Origin of the sequence: Agromyces sp. NPDC052230 (genome assembly GCF_040679595.1) — a bacterium.
Classification (GTDB): domain Bacteria; phylum Actinomycetota; class Actinomycetes; order Actinomycetales; family Microbacteriaceae; genus Agromyces.
Map to the genome: position 1 here is coordinate 259,361 of NZ_JBFAVC010000001.1, position 16,315 is coordinate 275,675.

21 protein-coding genes are annotated in these 16,315 nt (G+C 71.6%); 11 read left to right on the plus strand and 10 right to left on the minus strand.

Translation table 11 applies throughout. The annotated features are described in order from the left end of the window. Window positions 1-25 precede the first annotated feature (25 nt). On the plus strand, window positions 26-1,021 hold the full coding sequence (locus AB0K73_RS01215; RefSeq protein WP_360511015.1) for a hypothetical protein: 996 nt from the start codon (window positions 26-28) through the stop codon (window positions 1,019-1,021). Window positions 1,022-1,191: 170 nt separating this feature from the next. Here AB0K73_RS01215 and AB0K73_RS01220 read toward each other — a convergent pair whose 3' ends face one another. Further along, entirely contained in the window at window positions 1,192-2,631 is a 1,440-nt protein-coding gene (locus tag AB0K73_RS01220) for a PLP-dependent aminotransferase family protein (RefSeq protein WP_360511014.1), read from the minus strand. Window positions 2,632-2,692: 61 nt separating this feature from the next. Between AB0K73_RS01220 and AB0K73_RS01225 the strand changes: the two genes are divergently transcribed. After that, on the plus strand, window positions 2,693-3,418 hold the full coding sequence (locus AB0K73_RS01225) for a hypothetical protein (protein WP_360511013.1): 726 nt from the start codon (window positions 2,693-2,695) through the stop codon (window positions 3,416-3,418). A 54-nt stretch (window positions 3,419-3,472) separates the two neighbouring features. Here the strand turns inward: AB0K73_RS01225 and AB0K73_RS01230 are convergent, their stop codons facing one another. Next, on the minus strand, window positions 3,473-4,231 hold the full coding sequence (locus AB0K73_RS01230) for a MerR family transcriptional regulator (protein ID WP_360511012.1): 759 nt from the start codon (window positions 4,229-4,231) through the stop codon (window positions 3,473-3,475). Between the two features lie 276 nt (window positions 4,232-4,507). On the opposite strand from AB0K73_RS01230, the gene AB0K73_RS01235 reads away from it, so the two are divergent. The 5 genes from AB0K73_RS01235 to crcB all read left to right on the plus strand — a co-directional run bounded on the left by AB0K73_RS01235 (window position 4,508) and on the right by crcB (window position 7,540). Further along, entirely contained in the window at window positions 4,508-5,464 is a 957-nt protein-coding gene (locus tag AB0K73_RS01235) for a DUF4097 family beta strand repeat-containing protein (RefSeq protein WP_360511011.1), read from the plus strand. Then, entirely contained in the window at window positions 5,461-6,087 is a 627-nt protein-coding gene (locus AB0K73_RS01240) for a PadR family transcriptional regulator (protein WP_360511010.1), read from the plus strand. The genes AB0K73_RS01235 and AB0K73_RS01240 overlap by 4 nt, the downstream gene beginning before the upstream one ends. Window positions 6,088-6,218: 131 nt before the next feature. Next, window positions 6,219-6,734, plus strand: coding sequence for a GNAT family N-acetyltransferase (locus tag AB0K73_RS01245; protein WP_360511009.1), 516 nt, complete (start codon window positions 6,219-6,221; stop codon window positions 6,732-6,734). Between the two features lie 9 nt (window positions 6,735-6,743). After that, window positions 6,744-7,163, plus strand: a complete 420-nt coding sequence (locus AB0K73_RS01250) for a CrcB family protein (protein WP_360511008.1) — start codon at window positions 6,744-6,746, stop codon at window positions 7,161-7,163. Next, window positions 7,160-7,540: a fluoride efflux transporter CrcB gene (gene crcB, locus AB0K73_RS01255; protein WP_360511007.1), complete on the plus strand. Its 381-nt coding sequence runs from the start codon at window positions 7,160-7,162 to the stop codon at window positions 7,538-7,540. The genes AB0K73_RS01250 and crcB overlap by 4 nt, the downstream gene beginning before the upstream one ends. 67 nt (window positions 7,541-7,607) lie before the next feature. On the opposite strand, the gene AB0K73_RS01260 is transcribed toward crcB, so the two are convergent. From AB0K73_RS01260 to AB0K73_RS01275, 4 genes are all read right to left on the minus strand, one after another. Further along, window positions 7,608-8,873, minus strand: coding sequence for a Dyp-type peroxidase (locus tag AB0K73_RS01260; RefSeq protein WP_360511006.1), 1,266 nt, complete (start codon window positions 8,871-8,873; stop codon window positions 7,608-7,610). Next, window positions 8,873-9,409 carry a copper chaperone PCu(A)C gene (locus AB0K73_RS01265; protein ID WP_360511005.1) on the minus strand — a complete coding sequence of 179 codons (537 nt, stop codon included), beginning with the start codon at window positions 9,407-9,409 and terminating at the stop codon, window positions 8,873-8,875. The genes AB0K73_RS01260 and AB0K73_RS01265 overlap by 1 nt, the downstream gene beginning before the upstream one ends. Window positions 9,410-9,431: 22 nt before the next feature. Further along, on the minus strand, window positions 9,432-10,079 hold the full coding sequence (locus AB0K73_RS01270; protein ID WP_360511004.1) for a copper resistance CopC family protein: 648 nt from the start codon (window positions 10,077-10,079) through the stop codon (window positions 9,432-9,434). Between the two features lie 119 nt (window positions 10,080-10,198). After that, window positions 10,199-10,831 carry a hypothetical protein gene (locus tag AB0K73_RS01275; RefSeq protein WP_360511003.1) on the minus strand — a complete coding sequence of 211 codons (633 nt, stop codon included), beginning with the start codon at window positions 10,829-10,831 and terminating at the stop codon, window positions 10,199-10,201. A gap of 19 nt (window positions 10,832-10,850) precedes the next feature. On the opposite strand from AB0K73_RS01275, the gene AB0K73_RS01280 reads away from it, so the two are divergent. Genes AB0K73_RS01280 through AB0K73_RS01290 form a run of 3 tightly spaced genes read left to right on the plus strand, consistent with a single transcriptional unit; the run spans window position 10,851 to window position 12,101 of the window. Then, complete coding sequence (locus AB0K73_RS01280) at window positions 10,851-11,255, plus strand: metalloregulator ArsR/SmtB family transcription factor (protein WP_360511002.1); 405 nt, start codon at window positions 10,851-10,853, stop codon at window positions 11,253-11,255. A 2-nt stretch (window positions 11,256-11,257) separates the two neighbouring features. Beyond that, window positions 11,258-11,647 carry a VOC family protein gene (locus AB0K73_RS01285; RefSeq protein WP_360511001.1) on the plus strand — a complete coding sequence of 130 codons (390 nt, stop codon included), beginning with the start codon at window positions 11,258-11,260 and terminating at the stop codon, window positions 11,645-11,647. Window positions 11,648-11,672: 25 nt separating this feature from the next. Next, window positions 11,673-12,101, plus strand: coding sequence for a DUF1801 domain-containing protein (locus tag AB0K73_RS01290; RefSeq protein WP_360511000.1), 429 nt, complete (start codon window positions 11,673-11,675; stop codon window positions 12,099-12,101). A 34-nt stretch (window positions 12,102-12,135) separates the two neighbouring features. Here AB0K73_RS01290 and AB0K73_RS01295 read toward each other — a convergent pair whose 3' ends face one another. Then, window positions 12,136-13,311 carry an NAD(P)-binding domain-containing protein gene (locus tag AB0K73_RS01295; RefSeq protein ID WP_360510999.1) on the minus strand — a complete coding sequence of 392 codons (1,176 nt, stop codon included), beginning with the start codon at window positions 13,309-13,311 and terminating at the stop codon, window positions 12,136-12,138. A 198-nt stretch (window positions 13,312-13,509) separates the two neighbouring features. On the opposite strand from AB0K73_RS01295, the gene AB0K73_RS01300 reads away from it, so the two are divergent. Beyond that, a complete protein-coding gene (locus AB0K73_RS01300; RefSeq protein ID WP_360510998.1) occupies window positions 13,510-13,713 on the plus strand; it encodes a DUF3073 domain-containing protein in 204 nt (67 codons plus the stop codon). Here AB0K73_RS01300 and AB0K73_RS01305 read toward each other — a convergent pair. Genes AB0K73_RS01305 through purM form a run of 3 tightly spaced genes read right to left on the minus strand, consistent with a single transcriptional unit; the run spans window position 13,688 to window position 16,257 of the window. After that, the gene (locus tag AB0K73_RS01305; protein ID WP_360510997.1) at window positions 13,688-14,362 is read right to left on the minus strand and encodes a hypothetical protein; all 675 of its coding nucleotides are present in this window, start codon (window positions 14,360-14,362) and stop codon (window positions 13,688-13,690) included. The two genes, AB0K73_RS01300 and AB0K73_RS01305, sit on opposite strands and share 26 nt — an antisense overlap. A gap of 27 nt (window positions 14,363-14,389) precedes the next feature. Next, on the minus strand, window positions 14,390-15,145 hold the full coding sequence (locus AB0K73_RS01310) for an LLM class flavin-dependent oxidoreductase (RefSeq protein ID WP_360510996.1): 756 nt from the start codon (window positions 15,143-15,145) through the stop codon (window positions 14,390-14,392). Window positions 15,146-15,150: 5 nt separating this feature from the next. After that, window positions 15,151-16,257: a phosphoribosylformylglycinamidine cyclo-ligase gene (gene purM, locus AB0K73_RS01315; RefSeq protein WP_360510995.1), complete on the minus strand. Its 1,107-nt coding sequence runs from the start codon at window positions 16,255-16,257 to the stop codon at window positions 15,151-15,153. Window positions 16,258-16,315 lie beyond the last annotated feature (58 nt).

Consider the following 16,315-nt stretch of genomic DNA (forward strand, 5'->3'; position numbering starts at 1 on the left):
TCCCAACAGTCAGGAGAACTGGATCATGAAGCGATTGATGCTGAGGGCGCTGTACGCGACCCTCTTCACCGGGGGGCTCACGCTCCTCGGAGCCGGCGTCGCGCACGCCTCGGAGACGAGCGGCGACGACGGCATCCTGTCGGGCACCCAGATCGGAATCTCGATCGAGGCGCCGATCACGCTGGCCGGCAACGCGATCTCCATCATCGGGGATTCGTCATCATCGGATACCACGACCGAGGTCGTGACCGACGGCGGCGACGCGGGGCCGGTGGCCGTCACGAGCGGTGACGGCTCGATCCTCGGCGGCACGCAGGCGCTCGTCGACGTCTCGGCGCCGATCACGGTCGCCGGCAACGCCCTCTCGGTGATCGGCGACTCGTCCAGCGAGGACGCCGTCACCGTCGTGGAGTCGGGTTCCGGCGGCACCGACGCCACCACCAGCGGTGACAACTCGATCCTCGGCGGCACGCAGGCGCTCGTCGACGTCTCGGCGCCGATCACGGTCGCCGGCAACGCCATCTCGGTGATCGGCGACAGCAGGTCATCGGATGCGCAGACGGTGGTCGTGACGGGAACCGGGGGCGGTTCCGCGACGACGGATGGAACGGACGCGCTGCTCGGGGGAACACAGCTCATTCCGAACCTGTCCCTGCCCGTCACGATCGGCGGCAACGCGATCTCGGTGATCGGCGACAGCACGACCGACGGTTCGACGGTCGTCGTCGGCCCGGGCACGCCGGGCACGCCGGGCACGCCGGGCACGCCGGGCACCCCGGGCACCCCGGGCACCCCCGGCACCCCGGGCACCCCGGGCACCCCGGGAGCACCGGGCACGTCGGGCACGCCCGGTGGCGGCACCTCGTCGACGGCGAGCTCGAATGGCGTGACCTCGGTCGCGGCATCCGCAGGACTGGCCTCGACCGGCCTCGACTCGGGATTCTGGGAGCGGCTCGCGCTGATGCTCGTCCTCATGGGTCTGGCCCTCGTCGCGGTGCGGAAGCTCGCGTTCCGCCGCTGATCGGATGAGGCCCGGTGCCGCCCTACCGGCGCCGGGTTTCCCGTGGCAGATGATGTGCCCCAAAGACTCCGTGCTGCCACCGGGGCAGCACGGGAGGCCGCGCCCGCCCACGGCGCGGCCGGTCGGGGCGGCGGCGGCTCGGTGCCCCGCCGCCCCGCACCTCCGATCGGTCAGACGACCGAGGCCAGCAGCTCTGGCTCCGACTCGGCGACCGGCGCGCCTGCGAGCGACCGCCACGTGCGGGCCAGCGCCTGCACCGCGGCATCCGTCAGCTCGGGGGAGTAGCAGATGGGCAGGCGGATGAACCGCTCGAACGCGCCGTCGATACCGAACCGCGGCCCGGCCGCCACGATGAGACCTTCGCGTCGCGCGGCAAGCGCGAGCTGCGAACTGACGGGTGCGCCGAGGCCCACCCAGGTGACGATGCCGCCGTCGACGTGGGGCACGTCCCACTCCGGGATCTCGCGCGCGAGGAGCGCCTCGAGGCGATCACGACCGGCGCGCAGCTGCTCGCGACGGAGGTCGAGGATCTCGTCCATGCGGGCGAGCGCCCGCGTGATCATGAGCTGCTCGAGGATGGGCGTGCCGAGGTCGCCCGGTGAGCGCACCGCGAGCAGGCGACGGATGAGCGGGCGCTCCGCGCGGATCCAGCCCACGCGCACGCCGCCCCAGATCGTCTTGCCGACCGAGCCGATCATCACGGCCTGGCCATCGGCGGCCATGGGCGGGAACTCGCCCACCCGGTCGATCGAGAGCTCTGCCGTGGTCTCGTCGGCCACCACCACGGTGCCCTGGCTGGCGGCCGCGTCGAGGACGCGCTGCCGGGCCGAGCGGCTGAGGGTGCGGCCCGTCGGGTTCTGGAAGTCGGGCATGAGGTAGGCCATGGCGGGATTGGAGTGCCGGATCGCCTGCACGAGCGCCGCCGTCTCCTCGCGCTCATCGGCGCCGGAGCCGCACGGCGGAGCGGGCACGGGCACGAGCCGGGCACCCGCGGCCCGGAGCGCCTCGTAGGCGTGCGGATACGTGGGCACCTCGATCAGCGCCCGGTCGCCTCGGCCGATGATCGCGCGGGAGAGCAGCGCGATGGCGTGCTGAGCGCCGATCGTCACCATGATCTGCTCGGGCGTGGTCGGGAGCCCGCGCGCCGTGTACCGGTCGGCGATCGCCGCACGGAGCCCGGGGGTTCCGATGGGGTCGTAGCCCGCGTCCGAGAGGTGCGCCGGCAGGTCGTCGGCCGCCTGTCGAGCGAGCTCGGGCAGCCACGGCAGCGCAGGCGGTGCCGCCTTGGAGAAGTCGAGGTAGTCGGTCTCGAGCGGCGCGGGCAGCATCGCGGGGGCCCCAGGAAGTCGCGCGATGCTGCCAGATCCTCGAACCGACTGCAGGAGTCCATGCTCGCGCAGGTGCCGGTAGGCGGCCGTCACCGTGGTACGGCTGAGCCCCAGTCGCTGGGCGAGGTCGCGCTCGGCGGGAAGTCGGGTGTCGACGGCGATGCGGCCGTCGAGGATGAGCAGGCGGATGCGCTCGGCGAGCGCCTCGTAGGCACTGCCGGTGCCGCGCCAGTCGCCGAGGAGCAGTTCGAGTGAGCGTGCGGTGAGCGTGAGGTCCGCCATGAGGCCACTCTAGGCGAATTGGCTTCTTGCGATAAGGCCAATTTGCGAATTGGATTGCACCATGCCCCGCCTCCTCGCTCGCCCCTCCGATTCCGCCGCGGTGCTCGCGCGTCGCCTCGCGCAGCTCTTCGCCGGCTTGTTCCTCTACGGAATCGGGATCGCGCTCATCGTGCGCGGCGAGCTCGGCGTCGCCCCGTGGGACGTCCTCACCCAAGGCATCGCGAAGCAGACCGGATGGACCTTCGGCATCATCACGGTGGTCACCAGCGCCGTCGTCCTGCTGTTCTGGATTCCGATCCGCCAGAAGCCCGGCTTCGGCACCGTCATGAACGCCCTGCTCGTCGGCCCCTTCGCCGACGTCGGGCTCTGGCTCATCCCGCCGGGCCTCGACCTCTGGGTGCGCGTGCTGCTGCTTCCGGCCGGCATCGTCGTGCTCGCCATCGCCACGGGCCTCTACATCGGCGCCCACTTCGGCCCAGGGCCCCGCGACGGCCTCATGACGGGCCTGCACCGCGTGACCGGCTGGAAGATCTGGATCGTACGCACCGGCATCGAGGTCATCGTGCTCGCCGCGGGCTGGCTGCTCGGCGGCAACGTCGGCATCGGCACGCTGGCCTTCGCGCTCCTCATCGGTCCACTCTGCGGATACACGATCCCGCTGTTCGCGATCAAGCGGTCGCACCGGATGCCGCAGCCGGCGGCCGCCCGCGCGAAGGTCGCCGAAACGATCGAAGCGGATGCCTCGGCACTGACCGAGCCCGTGGCATCCGTCACCGCCGCATCCTGACGACGGTCGGCCCCCGGGGCGGGACACCTCGAGGGCCGATCGTGCCGCGCAGGCCTACAGGTTGCGCTCGGCGTAGACGGTCATCGCGTCGCGCACGAACTCGGCGCCGTCCTGGCCGCCGTAGTTCGCGCCGAAGCGCTCGTCGGCCACGTACATCTCGGCGAGGCCGAGGAAGTACTCCTTCGTCGGGCCGGTCGCGCCGCCCCCGGGCGTGCCCGGGATGCTGCGCAGCCACTCGAAGTGCCGCTGCGCAAGCGCCTGGGCCTCGTCGCCGGCGGGGTCGATGCCCCGCTCGAACGCCGCCGTCCAGTCGCTGCCGAGCTGGGCGGCCCGCTGCTGCCACGCCGACTTCTCGTCGGCGCCCATCGAGCGCCACCACGCGTCGCTCTTTGCGTATGCGTCGGCGCCCCAGCGTTCCTCGACCTCCTCCTTGTACTGCGTGTGGTCGAAACCGTCGAACATCTGCTCTGCCATGAGTCGTTCACCTCCTTCCAATGCTCCGATGGTTCGTTCGACCGACGCGATCTGTCGCGCCAGCCGGGTCTGCTCCTCCTGCAGCCACCCGAGATGGGCGCGCAGGGCGTGCGGGGCGTCCTCCTCGCGGTCGAGCACCTCCGCGATCACCGGCAGGCCGAGCCCGAGCTGGCGGAGCAACATGATGCGCTGCAACCGCACGAGCGCCGGGTCGTCGTAGTACCGGTAGCCGTTGCCGCCGATGCGGCTGGGCGGCAGCAGGCCGATGTCGTCGTAGTGACGGAGCGTGCGGCTCGTCGTACCCGCGAGCTTTGCGATCTCCTGGATCGACCAGTCCACAGCGCTCGCCTCCTTTCGTCTTGCGGCTCCTGCGCGTCGGTGTCGCGCCCCATGACAGCCACGGTAGAGGTTGACGCTACGTCAAGGTCAAGGCGCGCGGCATCCGCTTCCCGCCCATTTCTGCGGATATACGATCCGACACCCCGCGCCTGCGGCCTGATCTGCGGCGCGCCCGATCGTATATCCGCAGAATGAGGCAGTTGCGCAGAGCCAAGACGCGATATATCGTGAGTGTGATTGCAGACGCGATATATCGCGAGAAGAGGGGAAGCAACCATGGCGATCGAGAAGTGGGTCATCGCACCCGGAGAGTCCCGGGTCATCGACCTCGAACTTGTCCGCAAGCTCAAGGTGAGCCTCATCGGCGGCAAGGTCGACGTCATCGCGCACGACGAGCCGGGCGCTCGCATCGAGATCCGCGGCGTCACCGGCAAGGACCTCAGGGTCCAGATCGACGGCGATGTGCTCGAGGTCGACCACCCGCAGCTGCGCTGGGACAACTTCATCGAGGCGTTCAAGGGCTTCGTGGGCAGCGCCAAGGCCGAGGTCTCGATCCTCGCGCCGCGCACCGTCGCACTGAAGCTCGGCGTGGTCTCGGGCGACGCGCTCGTCTCGGGCTTCGCGGGCGACGCCAGGCTCAACACGGTCTCGGGCGACGTCGTGGTCGACAGCCACGAGGGCGACGTCGAGCTGTCGAGCGTGTCGGGCGAGGTCTCGGCGGGCAACCACACCGGCCGCATCACAGCACACTCCGTCTCGGGCGACGTCGTCGCGACGGGCGACATCGTGTCGTTCAACGCCGACACCGTCTCGGGCAACATGATCGTCGACACCGAGGGCACGCCCGACCGCATCGACACCAACACCGTCTCGGGCGACCTCACGGTGCGCTTCGAGCCCGGCACCGGTGCGCGCTACCGCATCAACACCGTCGGCGGCACGGTGCTGCTCGATGACGTGACCATGAAGGGCATGCTCGGCAAGGGCTTCGAGCGCGTCGTCGGCGAGTTGGCCGGCCGCTGGCTCGACCTGGGCGCGAACAGCGTCTCGGGCAACATCTCGATCATGCGGCGCGAGGGCGGCAAGAGCGGCGCGGCGGATGCCTCGGCCGGCGCACCGTCGCAGGCCGGCACGTCGCAGGCAGGCACGTCGCAGGCCGGCACGTCGCAGGCACAGGGTGACACGTCGTCGCAGTGGCAGTCGGGGACGAACGAGGGCGAGGCGTCGGCATGACTCCGCCCGTCTTCGCCCACGGCAATCTGCGCCTGTACCTGCTGGCGCTGCTCGAGGAGCGTCCGCGGCACGGGTACGAGCTCATCCAGGCGCTGTCCGACCAGTTCGGCGGCACCTACAGCCCCAGCGCCGGCACCATCTACCCGCGGCTCTCGAAGCTCGAGGAGGAGGGGCTGGTCACGAAGTCGACCGACGGCCGCAAGACCGTCTACGAGATCACGGATGCCGGTCGAGCCGAGCTCGACTCGAGGCGCCATGAGCTCGACGCCATCGAGGACGACCTCACCGACTCGGTGCGCCGACTCGCCGACGGCGTGCGCGCCGAGGTGAACGGCGCGATGCGGTCGCTGCGCGCCGAGCTCGCATCGGCGGCGCGCGAGGCGAAGCGGCAGGCCACCAGCGCGACGGCGACCGCATCGGCCGCGGCGAACGCGGCTCATGTCGAGTCCGCCCGGGCGGTGCACGAGGCCGACCTCGTCATCAACGAGTTCCGGCAGCAGTTGCGCACCGACCTTCGCTCGCACGCGCATCAGGGCAGCCTCAGCTCCGAATCGGTGGCGCTGTTGAAGACGCGGCTCGCCGAGGTTCGCGCCGACGTGCTCGCCACGCTCAGCGGCCGCTGAGCCGCGCCGGAGTCGAGAAGCGAGCGCAGGGACGTCTCGAGACCCCCTTGCTTCGGCGAGGCGGGTCTCGAGACGGCGCTGCGCGCCCCTCAGTCCGCCGCGATGTCGGCGGCGCGTGCTTCGATCGCTCCATGACCGACATCACGCTCCGCCCCTGGTCGGTCGACGACCTCGACCTGCTGCGGCGAGCGAACACCCCCGAACTCATGGACCAGCTCGGCGGCGTCGAGTCCGACGAGCAGGTGATCGCACGGCACGAGCGGTACCTCCGCATGCAGCGCGAGGGCACGGCCTTCCAGTTCCGCATCGAGATCCCGGGCCACCCCGAGGGCGTCGGCGTCATCGGCTACTGGCAGCACGAATACCACGGTGAGCCGGCGCTCGAGGCCGGGTGGTCGGTCGAGTCCGCGTATCGCGGGCAGGGAATCGCGCCGGCCGCGGTCGCCGCCATGCTCGAACACGCGCGCGCCACGGGCGAGACCCTCCCGGTCTTCGCCTACCCTCGGGTCGACAACCCCGCCTCCAACGCGGTCTGCCGCAAGGCCGGCTTCACACTGCGAGGCGAGGAGGACTTCGAGGTGAAGCCCGGTCTCGTGCTGCACACGAACGTGTGGGTCGCCGAGCTCGCCGAGGCCCCCGCCGCGTAGTCTCGACGCGTGCGCGCATACCTCGCCGTCGCCCTCGGCGGCCTCATCGGCACCGGCCTGCGTCTCGCGTGCGACCTCGCGTTCCCCCACGCCGACGACGAGTTCCCCATCGAGACGCTCAGCGTGAACCTCGTCGGCGCGCTCGCGCTCGGCTGGCTCGTGGGCGGCCTGTGGACGCGCCCGTCCATGCCGCACTGGCTGAAGGCCGGCCTCGGTCCGGGCGTGCTCGGCTCGTTCAGCACCCTGTCCGCGGTCTTGGCCTCCGTGCTCGTGCTCTCCCGCGAGGGTGAGCCGACGCTCGCCGCGCTCTACGTCGGCGTCTCGGTCGTCGGAGGCCTCGCGCTGGCCGCGGCCGGCCTCCGGCTCGGTTCGCTCATCGCACACCGGCCGATGCCCACCGAGGTGACGGATGCCGGGGAGACGCTGTGACCGGCGCCCTCACCCCGCTCGTCCTGGCCGCCGTGCTCGTCGCGGGCGCGGTCGGCGCCCTGCTCCGCTACGCGCTCTCGCGCGCCTTCCCCGTGCGCCCCGGACACCTGCCGGGCGGCATCCTCATCGTGAACGTGCTCGGCTCGGGGCTCGCGGGCGCGCTCATCGGCCTCGCCGAGCGAGCCGAGCTGACCGGCGACCTGCGGCTCATCCTCGTCACCGGGTTCTGCGGCGGCCTCACGACCTTCAGCACGTGGACCGTCGAGACCATCGAGCTGTTCGACGGCGGCCGCTGGCGCGCGGCGATCCTCAACGTGGTCGTGACCCTCATGTTGGGCCTCGGGGCGGCGGCCGCCGGGTACCTCGCGGTGCGCTGAGCACCGAGCCGTTGAGCAGGAGCGAGCGGATGGCGCGGCACGCCGCCGCGGCATCCGCTCATCGAACTCAGACGAGCGTCTCGCCGATGTACCCGCCCTCGTCGCACCCCGGCGGGATCGCGAACACGGCCGAGCCGATGGGTGTCGTCCACTGGTTGAGCAGGTCGGCCTCGTCGAGGCGTCGCTGGATCGGCACGAACTGCCGGTCGACGTCGGCCTGGTACGAGGCGAAGAGCAGGCCCGCGTCCGACACCGAGGCGCCGACCGGCGCGTCGTCGTAGTTGTAGCCGCGCCGGAAGATCCGCTCGCGCGGCTCCTCGCTCCGCGAGCGCCGCAGGTGCGACACCTCCGAGATCACCGGGAAGCCGAGCTTCGTCACGGCCTCGAAGTCGGGTTCGTCGTGCTCGGCGTCACCCGTGAGCGGTGCCCCCGTGTCGAGCCGGCGCCCGACGGAGAACTCGCGCCCCGGGCGATCGATGCGGTCCCACCCGTCGAGGTCCATGGCGATGCGGCGCAGCACCATGCCGGTGCCGCGAGCGAGCCATCGCGGGCCGTCACCGACCCAGACGACCTGGTCGAAGTCCGCGCTCCCGGGAGCCGGGTTGACGGTTCCGTCGAGCTGCCCGAAGAGGTTGCGCATGGTGGTGCCGGATGCCTCGGCGCCGGCCGCCCGCCGGAATCCACGCTGCGACCACCGCACGGTGGCGAAGCTCCGCGCGTCCTTGAGGAGCATGCGCGCGGCGTGAGCGAGGGTCACCGGATCGTCGGCGCCGAGCTGGACGAGCAGGTCGCCGTCGCTCCACACGGACTGCAGCCGGTCGATGCTGAATGCGGGCAGCGGTCGCAGCCAGGCCGGCGCCGCCGCGTCGCCGGCACGCGCGACGAGGGCCGGCCCGAATCCGAACGTGACGGTGAGCCGTGCCGGAATGAGTGCCAGCTCGGGCTCGGTGTCGGCGAGAGCGGGCTCGCCGCGCGTGAGGCGAGCCGCGTCGTCACTGAGGATGCGCATCAGTCGGCGGAGCCCGGCCGCGTCGACCTCAGGCAGCAGGTCGAGTGCGACGAAGAGCGCGTGCGCCTGCGGCGTCGTCTCGATGCCGGCCTGGCGCGCGCCGTGGAACGGCACGACGGCGTCGCCGACCGCGGTCGCCGAGGCAGCCTCGGCCTCCGCCGACGACGTGCCGGACGCGCCAGGCGCGCCAGCGCCCGCGGCGGCGGCTCTCCACGCGGCTTCCGCTCCGAGCGCGGTCGCGGCACCGGCGCCCGCGGCGGCAGCTCCCCCGAGCAGGAGCTGCCGTCGCGAGAACCCGCCGCAGGCGGATTCACGCGCCGCCATCAGTGCGCCTCGTGCTCGCCGTCGTCGTAGCTCTCGTTTGCGCCGTCGTAGTCCTTGACGGGCACGGTGGCCTCGAGCGTCGATCCGTCGTCGAACGTGATGGTGACGGCCACCTCGTCGCCCGCGAGGAGCGGCGCGGCGATGCCGAGCAGCATGATGTGGTTCCCGCCCGGCTCGAGGTGCAGGTGGTCGCCCGCGTCGAGAGGGAACCCGCCGTCCTTCTCGCGCATGGTCATCGTGCCGCCCCCGTCGTCGACCATCTCGTGGAGCTCGGCCGACTGCGCGGCATCCGTCTCGACCGCGACGACGACGAGATCCTCGGATCCGGTGTTCTCGAGCTCACCGAACACGGCGGTCATGCCGGTCTCGGCCGCCTTCGCCCAGCCGTCGGTGAGGGTGACGGATGTCTCGGCCACCGAGCCTGCCCCTGCACCGGCGGCGTTCGTCGCGGTGGTGGCGGCGCCGGCGCCCGCGCACCCCACGAGGGCGAGTGCGGCCGCGAGGGCGAGGGCGGAGGTGGTGAGGGATCGCTTCATGGTTCGCATGGTCACCCTCCGCTCAGGACGCGTCGCCACGGCGACGGGTGCGGACGATGAGGGCGACGACGAGCGCGATCGCGGCGAGCACCGCGGCCACACCGACGATGATGCCGATGGTCGGGTCGGCGTCGGAGGCCGCCGAGGCCTCATCGGTGTCGTGCTCGGCGTCGGCGTCGTGCTCGGCGTCGTCGGCATGCTCGGCGTCGTCGCCGTTCACCGGGTACTCGCCCGACGCGTCGGAGCCGACGCCGAAGTCGATGGTCCCCTCGATGGGGTGTCCGTCGGCGGACACGGCACGCCAGCGCGCCTGGTACTCGCCGTCGGCGACGCCCGTCGGAAGGGTGGCGGTCACCGTGCGACCCGAGATCACGGGCTCCTCGACCTCGAGTTCCTCCCCGACGGCATCGACGACGATGACGGCCGTGCCCATCTCGATGATGTCGTTGGAGAACTCGAGCTCGATGGCGGCAGGGGCGTCGTCGAGCACCTCGCCGTGCTCGGGGCTGGAGCCGAGCAGCTCGTCGTGCGCGAAGGCCGGCGCGGCATCGGCGAGCCCGATGGTGACGGCGGCGAGCAGGGCGCCGGCGAGCAGGGCGCCTCGAAGCCGGTTCCTGCGGGCGGGGGTCGGGTCGACGGTGATGGCGTCGACGGTGGTCTGGTCGGTCATATGGTCAGGTTCCTCGTCTTCGTGACGGATGCGCGGGCGGCTGGCTGCGCGGCGGGCGGCCCGCGTGCGCCCATGCCGGGGCATCCGGATGCAGTGGATCGCCGCGGAGGCGGCAGGGATCAGGCGAAGGCGAGGCGTGCCGGCGGACCGCGGTAGCGCAGCGCCGAGTTGAGCAGCCGAGACCGTGGCAGCGCGGGCGTCGCGTCGACCGCCGGCCCCGGCACGGTGACGACCACCGGAGCGAGCGCGACGGCGCCCGTGAGCCGGACGACGAGCCGGCGTGCGCTGCCGGCGAGCGCGCGCCACACGACGCCCTCCGCGGCGAGGAGGTAGACGATGGTGAGCACCGCCGCGAGCGCGTGGGCCGCGAGCATGGCGACGTCGGCATGCTCGGAGTGCGCGGCGGTTGCTGCGCCGTCGGCGATGGTGACCACCTGGTGGTGGCCGGTGCCGCTCACGACGAGACTGCCGCCACTGCCTGCGCCGACACCGAAGAGCAGGTGGAACGCGCCCTGGCTCACGATCACGGCGAGCGCGACCCGCACCGGGGTGGTGCGACGGCCGATGAGGGCGACGGATGCCGCGAGCGCAACAAGCGAGGCGAACACGAGCCCGACGCCGCCGGGAGCCTCGCCGGCGGCGACACCGTGCGAGAAGGCCGCGAGGAAGAGGGCGATCGCCGCGGTGGTCGCGCCACGCGCAAGCTGCGTCGCACGGTTCACGTCGGGGCCCCTCGTTCGGTCGGGATTCATGCCAACTCTATCAATCCCCATGACCGGCGAATCGTTGACAGGTAACCATTTGGTTGCCTATGCTGCTGCCGTGGACGACGTGTTCAGGGCGCTGGCCGATCCGACGAGGCGCATCCTCATCGATGAGCTCGCCGAGCGTGACGACCAGACCCTGTTCGAGCTGTGCACGCGAGTCATCATGCGCCACGGCCTGGAGGTGTCGCGCCAGGCCGTGGCGAAGCATCTCGACGTGCTCGAACGGGCCGGTCTCGTCGAGACTCACCGCGACGGACGCTTCCGCCGCCACACCCTGAACCGCGAGCCCCTCCGGGCCGCGTGGCAGGACTGGCTGCGGGCGCACGTCGACCACCCCGACCACCGGGATCCCGCCCGACCGGCGGCTCCCTCCGATCCATCCGAAGCGACACGACAAGTGAAGGAATGACCATGCGCATCAACGTGACGAGCGTCTTCGTGGACGACCAGGACAAGGCCCTCGACTTCTACACCCGGGTACTCGGGTTCCAGAAGAAGAACGACATCCCTGCCGGCGAGCACCGCTGGCTCACCGTCGTCTCTCCAGAAGCCCCCGACGCCGTCGAGCTCCTGCTCGAGCCCGATGAGCACCCCGCGGCCGGCCCGTTCAAGCGGGCACTCGTCGCCGACGGCATCCCGTTCACCTCGTTCGCGGTCGACGACGTGAACGCCGAGCACGCCCGCATGGTCGCCGAGGGCGTCGAGTTCACCCAGCCGCCGACCGAGATGGGCCCCGTCACCACCGCCGTCTTCGACGACACCTGCGGCAACCTCATCCAGATCGCGAGCATGGCCGGGTAGCGGCATCCGGTCGTAGACTCCCGGCATGGTGACGGATGCCGCGGTGCGGGAGTTCCTCGACCGGGTCGAGCACCCCGTGCGTCGGCGCGACGCCGACACGATGCTCGAGCTCATGACACGCGCGACCGGCCGGTCCGCCGAGATGTGGGGCCGCTCGATCGTGGGCTTCGGCTCCTACCACTACGAATACGAGAGCGGACGCGAGGGCGACGCGCCTGCGGCGGCCTTCTCACCGCGCAAGACCGCCACGACGGTGTACCTCGCCGATGGCATCGGCGCGCACGCCGCGCTGGTCGAGCGGCTGGGCCCGCACACCACGGGCGTCGGATGCCTCTACCTCAAGAACCTCGACGAGATCGATCTCGCGGCGCTCGAGGAGATCGTCGTCGCGTCGTACCGCACGGTCACCTCGGGCACGTTCGGGCAGCGCGCCCGCGAGGGCGGCGGCGACTGAGGCATCCGCTCGGCCATCGCCGCGGAGCGTTCCGCTAGATCATCGCCATGATCTGGCGTGCGATCATGCGGCCCGCGCGGCTGGCGCCGATGGTCGAGGCCTGGGGACCGTAGCCGGCGAGGAAGATGCGCGGGTCGTTCCATGCCGCGCCCTGCCCCACCTGCACGCCGCCGGCCTTCTCGCGCAGCTTCAGCGGTGCCAGGTGGCGCAGTTCGGGGCGGAAGCCCGTCGCCCAGATGATCGCGTCGGCGCGGGCCATGCCGCCCTCGGGGCCGTCCCACACGACGCGGTCGGGCTCGATGCGGTCGAACATCGGCCTTGCGACGAGCAGCCCCCGCTCGATGCCCGCGGCGATGCGCCGGCTCCTCGGGACACCCGTGCCGCTCACGACCGATGGCAGCGCCCGGCCCGAGCGAGCGGCCTCGTCCTGCTTTGCGACGGCGGCGGATGCGCCCTCGAGATCGAGCTCCTGCCGGTCGAGCCAGTCGATCGGCCGCCGCGACACCCAGGTGAGCCCGGCCGCGACCTCCTCGAGTTCGAGCATGAAGCCGATCGCGGACGTGCCGCCGCCGACGACCACGACGTGCTTGTCGCGGAAGTCCTCCGCGGTCGTGTAATCGGACGTATGCACGTGGCGGCCCGCGAAATCGGCCATGCCGGGGTAGTAGGGCACGAACGGCGAACCCCACGTGCCCGTGGCGTTCACGAGGAATTGCGTGGTGAGCTCGTGGCGCGGCTGCGGCGGCGGCCCCGACTCCTCGAGCGCACGACGCCGTCGGCCGAACAGGCTGCTCCGGGTCTTCGGCTCCTCGATGGGCTGCGGCGTGAGGTCCTCGTAGTGCACGAGCAGGTCGACGCCGGCGTTCTCGACGCTGCGAACGTTCATCGGACGCCGCACCTTCAGGTCGAAGTGCTCCTCGAACCGCCCGTAGTAGTCGGCCACCACCTCCTTGGCCGGCAGCGACCGGTCGGCGGTGTCGAAGCTGAGCCCGAGTTCGGACATGCCGGGCAGGTCGTTCACCCGGTGCGCCGTGCCGAGCCGCAGCGACGACCAGCGATGCTGCCACGCGCCGCCCGGCCCCGGAGCCCGGTCGAGCATCACGAAGTCCTCGTCGGCGACGAGCTCGAAGCGTCGAAGATAGAACGCGACCGACAGTCCGGCCTGCCCGGCGCCGATCACCACGACCTTCACGCGCTCAGGGCTCGACATCACGTTCATCATCTCAGCACGTGCGGCTGTATGCGCGCACAACGGGAACGGCCGGGGATCGGTCGGCCGCGTCGATTGTGGATGACGCCTGAGTGCGCGATGTGCGGTGCTAAACTGGCCTTCGGACGAATTTCATTTATCAGATGAGCGCCGGGTGAAGACCATCCCACCCGGCCAGATGTCGTAAGGGGGTCACGCATGGGGCGCGGCCGTCAGAAAGCCAAGCACACCAAGGTCGCACGGGAGCTGAAGTACTTCAGCCCGAACACCGACTACACGGCGCTTGAGCGCGAGCTCACCGGCTCGAAACATGACGATTTCAGTGACGAGGCGGCGAAATGGGCAGACTACGCCGCCGATGACGACGACACGTACGTCACAGGCGACGAGCAGCGCGCGTAACCACCGCTTCCCTGCGTGACATCCGGCGCAGTCCCAGCCCGGTGAGCACGGCGACCGTCGTCGCCATGAGCACCCCGCCGACCGCGAACAGCGCGAACGTGATCCAGCCCGGCGTGGACTCGTCGATGAGCGGCGACGGCAGGAACGTGAACACGAGTCCGACGAGCCACGCGCCCATGTTGAGCGGGATCCATCGCCACGCCCGCGGCACGCTCCCGGCGAGCACCGGCCACTGCGCGACCGGGATGGTCGCGAGCAGCACGAGAGCGGCCACGCCGGCGACCGTCCAGGTGACGGGCGACCCCCAGTCGATCCCGATGCCGAGGTCGTTGAGCGTCGGCGGGAGCATCCCGATGGACCACGCGACGGATGCCGCGACCGTCGTCGCGGCGACCCAGCGCCCGACCGGCACCGCGGCACTCGAACCCCGCAACGCGAGCGACTGGCCGAGCCCCAGCAGCGCGCCCTCGCCGGCGCCCATGACGACGAGGAGCGCCCACGCCGACCACGCCTGCAGCCCGAGGGTCGCGGCGAGCGCGAACCCGGTGACCGGCACGAGGAACCCGAGGCTCTCCCCGGCGACCATGTAGCCGATCCATCGGCCGAGCCGCGGCGGGGCGGCCTCGTCGGATACACGGTCGGCGGTCATGGCCACACGATAGCGGCCGAGCGGAAGTTACGCCCCGACCCGCCAGCGCGCGGTCTCCTCGACGAACCGCTCGAGCTCGGCGAGCGACCCCGCTGGCGTGACTGCCCGCAGCACGACCTCGTCGACCACGTCGTACGCCGGCAGGTCGGCCGGGGCCGAGATGGTCGTGTCGATCGGCTGCACGCCGAGGCGCACGAAGTTCGCGGCGTACGACGGCACCCGCGCGTAGCGATCGGCCTCCCGCTCGAGCGCCGGTCGGGCCGCTTCCTCTGCGATGGTGCGCACGTAGAGCACCCCGCGCACCGCACGGCCGGCGCCAGCGTCGCGCAACTCCGACATCGCCTCGGTCGCCGCCGCGGGCGTGAGCCAGTTGTAGAGCACGCCGTCGGAATGCTCGGCGGCCAGCCGCCGCATGCGCGGGCCCAGCGCACCCACGACGATCGCGGCATCCGTCGCCTGACGCAACGTCTCGATGCGGTCACGCACCAGAGCGAGCGGATGCCGGGCACCGCCCGAGCCGATGCCGATCGTGGTGCGGCCCACGGGGAGGCCCGCGAGATCGAGCGTGTCGGCGGGGCGGCGGTCGAGCGGGATCACGCCCGTCGCGAGGCGCAGCACGTCGGTTCCTGCGGCGGCGACGCGCAGCCCGGCGAGCGAATCGCCGCCCGGGATGTCGTTCAGCCACAGCGCCGAGAAACCCAGGCGTTCGATGCGCGGAGCGAGCGCGCGGATGATGGCGACATCCGTGGTGCCGGGGAGCCCGAGGGAGAGGTCGGCGCGCATGCCGGTCAGCTCGCGTACGAGCCGACGAGTCGAACGGCGCCGCCGTCGACGCCCTTGGCGCCCTGCTCGAAACCCGAGAGCTCGCGATCGCCGATGGTCACGCTGCCGACCTGCCACGCGGGGAGCCCCAGCGCGCCGAGCTCGGCGATGACGTCGGCCGCGGCATCCGCCGCCACGACCGCGAAGAAGCCGATGCCGAGGTTCCACGTGCCCTCGTTCGACTCGAGCGTGGTGCCGGCCAGGTCGTTCAGCACGCGGAAGACGGGTGCGGGCGACCACGTCGATCGGTCGACCTCGACCCACGAGCCCTGCGGCAGCACGCGAGCGAGGTTGGCCGCGATCCCGCCGCCGGTCACGTGCGAGAGCGAGTGCACGGATGTCCCGAGTCGGTCGTGCTCGAGGAGACGCACGAGCTGGCCCGTGTACAACCGCGTGGGCTCGAGGAGGGCTTCGCCCCAGCTCGTGCCGAGATCGGGCGCGGCATCCGTGTACGACAGGCCGGCGTTCTGGAGGATGTGGCGGACGAGCGAGAACCCGTTGGAGTGCAACCCGCTCGACGCGATCGCGAGCACGGCGTCGCCCTCGTCCACGCGCTCGGCGCCGAGCAGCCGGTCGGCCTCGACGACGCCCACCGCGGCTCCCGCGACGTCGTAGTCGTCGACGCCCATGAGCCCGGGGTGTTCGGCGGTCTCGCCGCCGACGAGCGCGGTGCCGGTCTCGGCGCACGCGCGCGCGATGCCCGTGACGATCGCGGCGATGCGGTCGGGCACGACCTTGCCGCAGGCGATGTAGTCGGTCATGAAGAGGGGCTTCGCGCCCACCACGACGATGTCGTCGACGACCATGCCGACGAGGTCCTGGCCGATTGTGTCGTGGAGGTCGAGCGCCTGCGCGATCGCGATCTTGGTGCCGACGCCGTCGGTGGAGGTCGCCAGCAACGGCCGCTCGTACGCCTTGACGAAGGAGAGGTCGAACAGGCCCGCGAAGCCGCCGACACCGCCGAGCACGTTGGGCCCGTGGGTCTTCGCGACCGCCTCCTTCATGAGCTCGACGGCGAGGTCGCCGGCCGCGGTGTCGACTCCGGCGGCGGCATAGGACGAGTTCGCGGTCACTCGACAAGCGTACCCGCGGCCCGCGCGGCGAACGGCGGTGTGCCCCCGACCCGGGACT

Excerpts from the sequence above, each read along its gene's own strand:
- AB0K73_RS01215 (WP_360511015.1), top strand. The coding sequence starts at position 26 with ATGAAGCGATTGATGCTGAGGGCGCTGTACGCGACCCTCTTCACCGGG.
- AB0K73_RS01220 (WP_360511014.1), bottom strand. The coding sequence starts at position 2,631 with ATGGCGGACCTCACGCTCACCGCACGCTCACTCGAACTGCTCCTCGGC.
- AB0K73_RS01225 (WP_360511013.1), top strand. The coding sequence starts at position 2,693 with ATGCCCCGCCTCCTCGCTCGCCCCTCCGATTCCGCCGCGGTGCTCGCG.
- AB0K73_RS01235 (WP_360511011.1), top strand. The coding sequence starts at position 4,508 with ATGGCGATCGAGAAGTGGGTCATCGCACCCGGAGAGTCCCGGGTCATC.
- AB0K73_RS01240 (WP_360511010.1), top strand. The coding sequence starts at position 5,461 with ATGACTCCGCCCGTCTTCGCCCACGGCAATCTGCGCCTGTACCTGCTG.
- AB0K73_RS01245 (WP_360511009.1), top strand. The coding sequence starts at position 6,219 with ATGACCGACATCACGCTCCGCCCCTGGTCGGTCGACGACCTCGACCTG.
- AB0K73_RS01260 (WP_360511006.1), bottom strand. The coding sequence starts at position 8,873 with ATGGCGGCGCGTGAATCCGCCTGCGGCGGGTTCTCGCGACGGCAGCTC.
- AB0K73_RS01265 (WP_360511005.1), bottom strand. The coding sequence starts at position 9,409 with ATGAAGCGATCCCTCACCACCTCCGCCCTCGCCCTCGCGGCCGCACTC.
- AB0K73_RS01270 (WP_360511004.1), bottom strand. The coding sequence starts at position 10,079 with ATGACCGACCAGACCACCGTCGACGCCATCACCGTCGACCCGACCCCC.
- AB0K73_RS01275 (WP_360511003.1), bottom strand. The coding sequence starts at position 10,831 with ATGAATCCCGACCGAACGAGGGGCCCCGACGTGAACCGTGCGACGCAG.
- AB0K73_RS01280 (WP_360511002.1), top strand. The coding sequence starts at position 10,851 with ATGACCGGCGAATCGTTGACAGGTAACCATTTGGTTGCCTATGCTGCT.
- AB0K73_RS01285 (WP_360511001.1), top strand. The coding sequence starts at position 11,258 with ATGCGCATCAACGTGACGAGCGTCTTCGTGGACGACCAGGACAAGGCC.
- AB0K73_RS01290 (WP_360511000.1), top strand. The coding sequence starts at position 11,673 with ATGGTGACGGATGCCGCGGTGCGGGAGTTCCTCGACCGGGTCGAGCAC.
- AB0K73_RS01295 (WP_360510999.1), bottom strand. The coding sequence starts at position 13,311 with ATGTCGAGCCCTGAGCGCGTGAAGGTCGTGGTGATCGGCGCCGGGCAG.
- AB0K73_RS01300 (WP_360510998.1), top strand. The coding sequence starts at position 13,510 with ATGGGGCGCGGCCGTCAGAAAGCCAAGCACACCAAGGTCGCACGGGAG.
- AB0K73_RS01305 (WP_360510997.1), bottom strand. The coding sequence starts at position 14,362 with ATGACCGCCGACCGTGTATCCGACGAGGCCGCCCCGCCGCGGCTCGGC.
- AB0K73_RS01310 (WP_360510996.1), bottom strand. The coding sequence starts at position 15,145 with ATGCGCGCCGACCTCTCCCTCGGGCTCCCCGGCACCACGGATGTCGCC.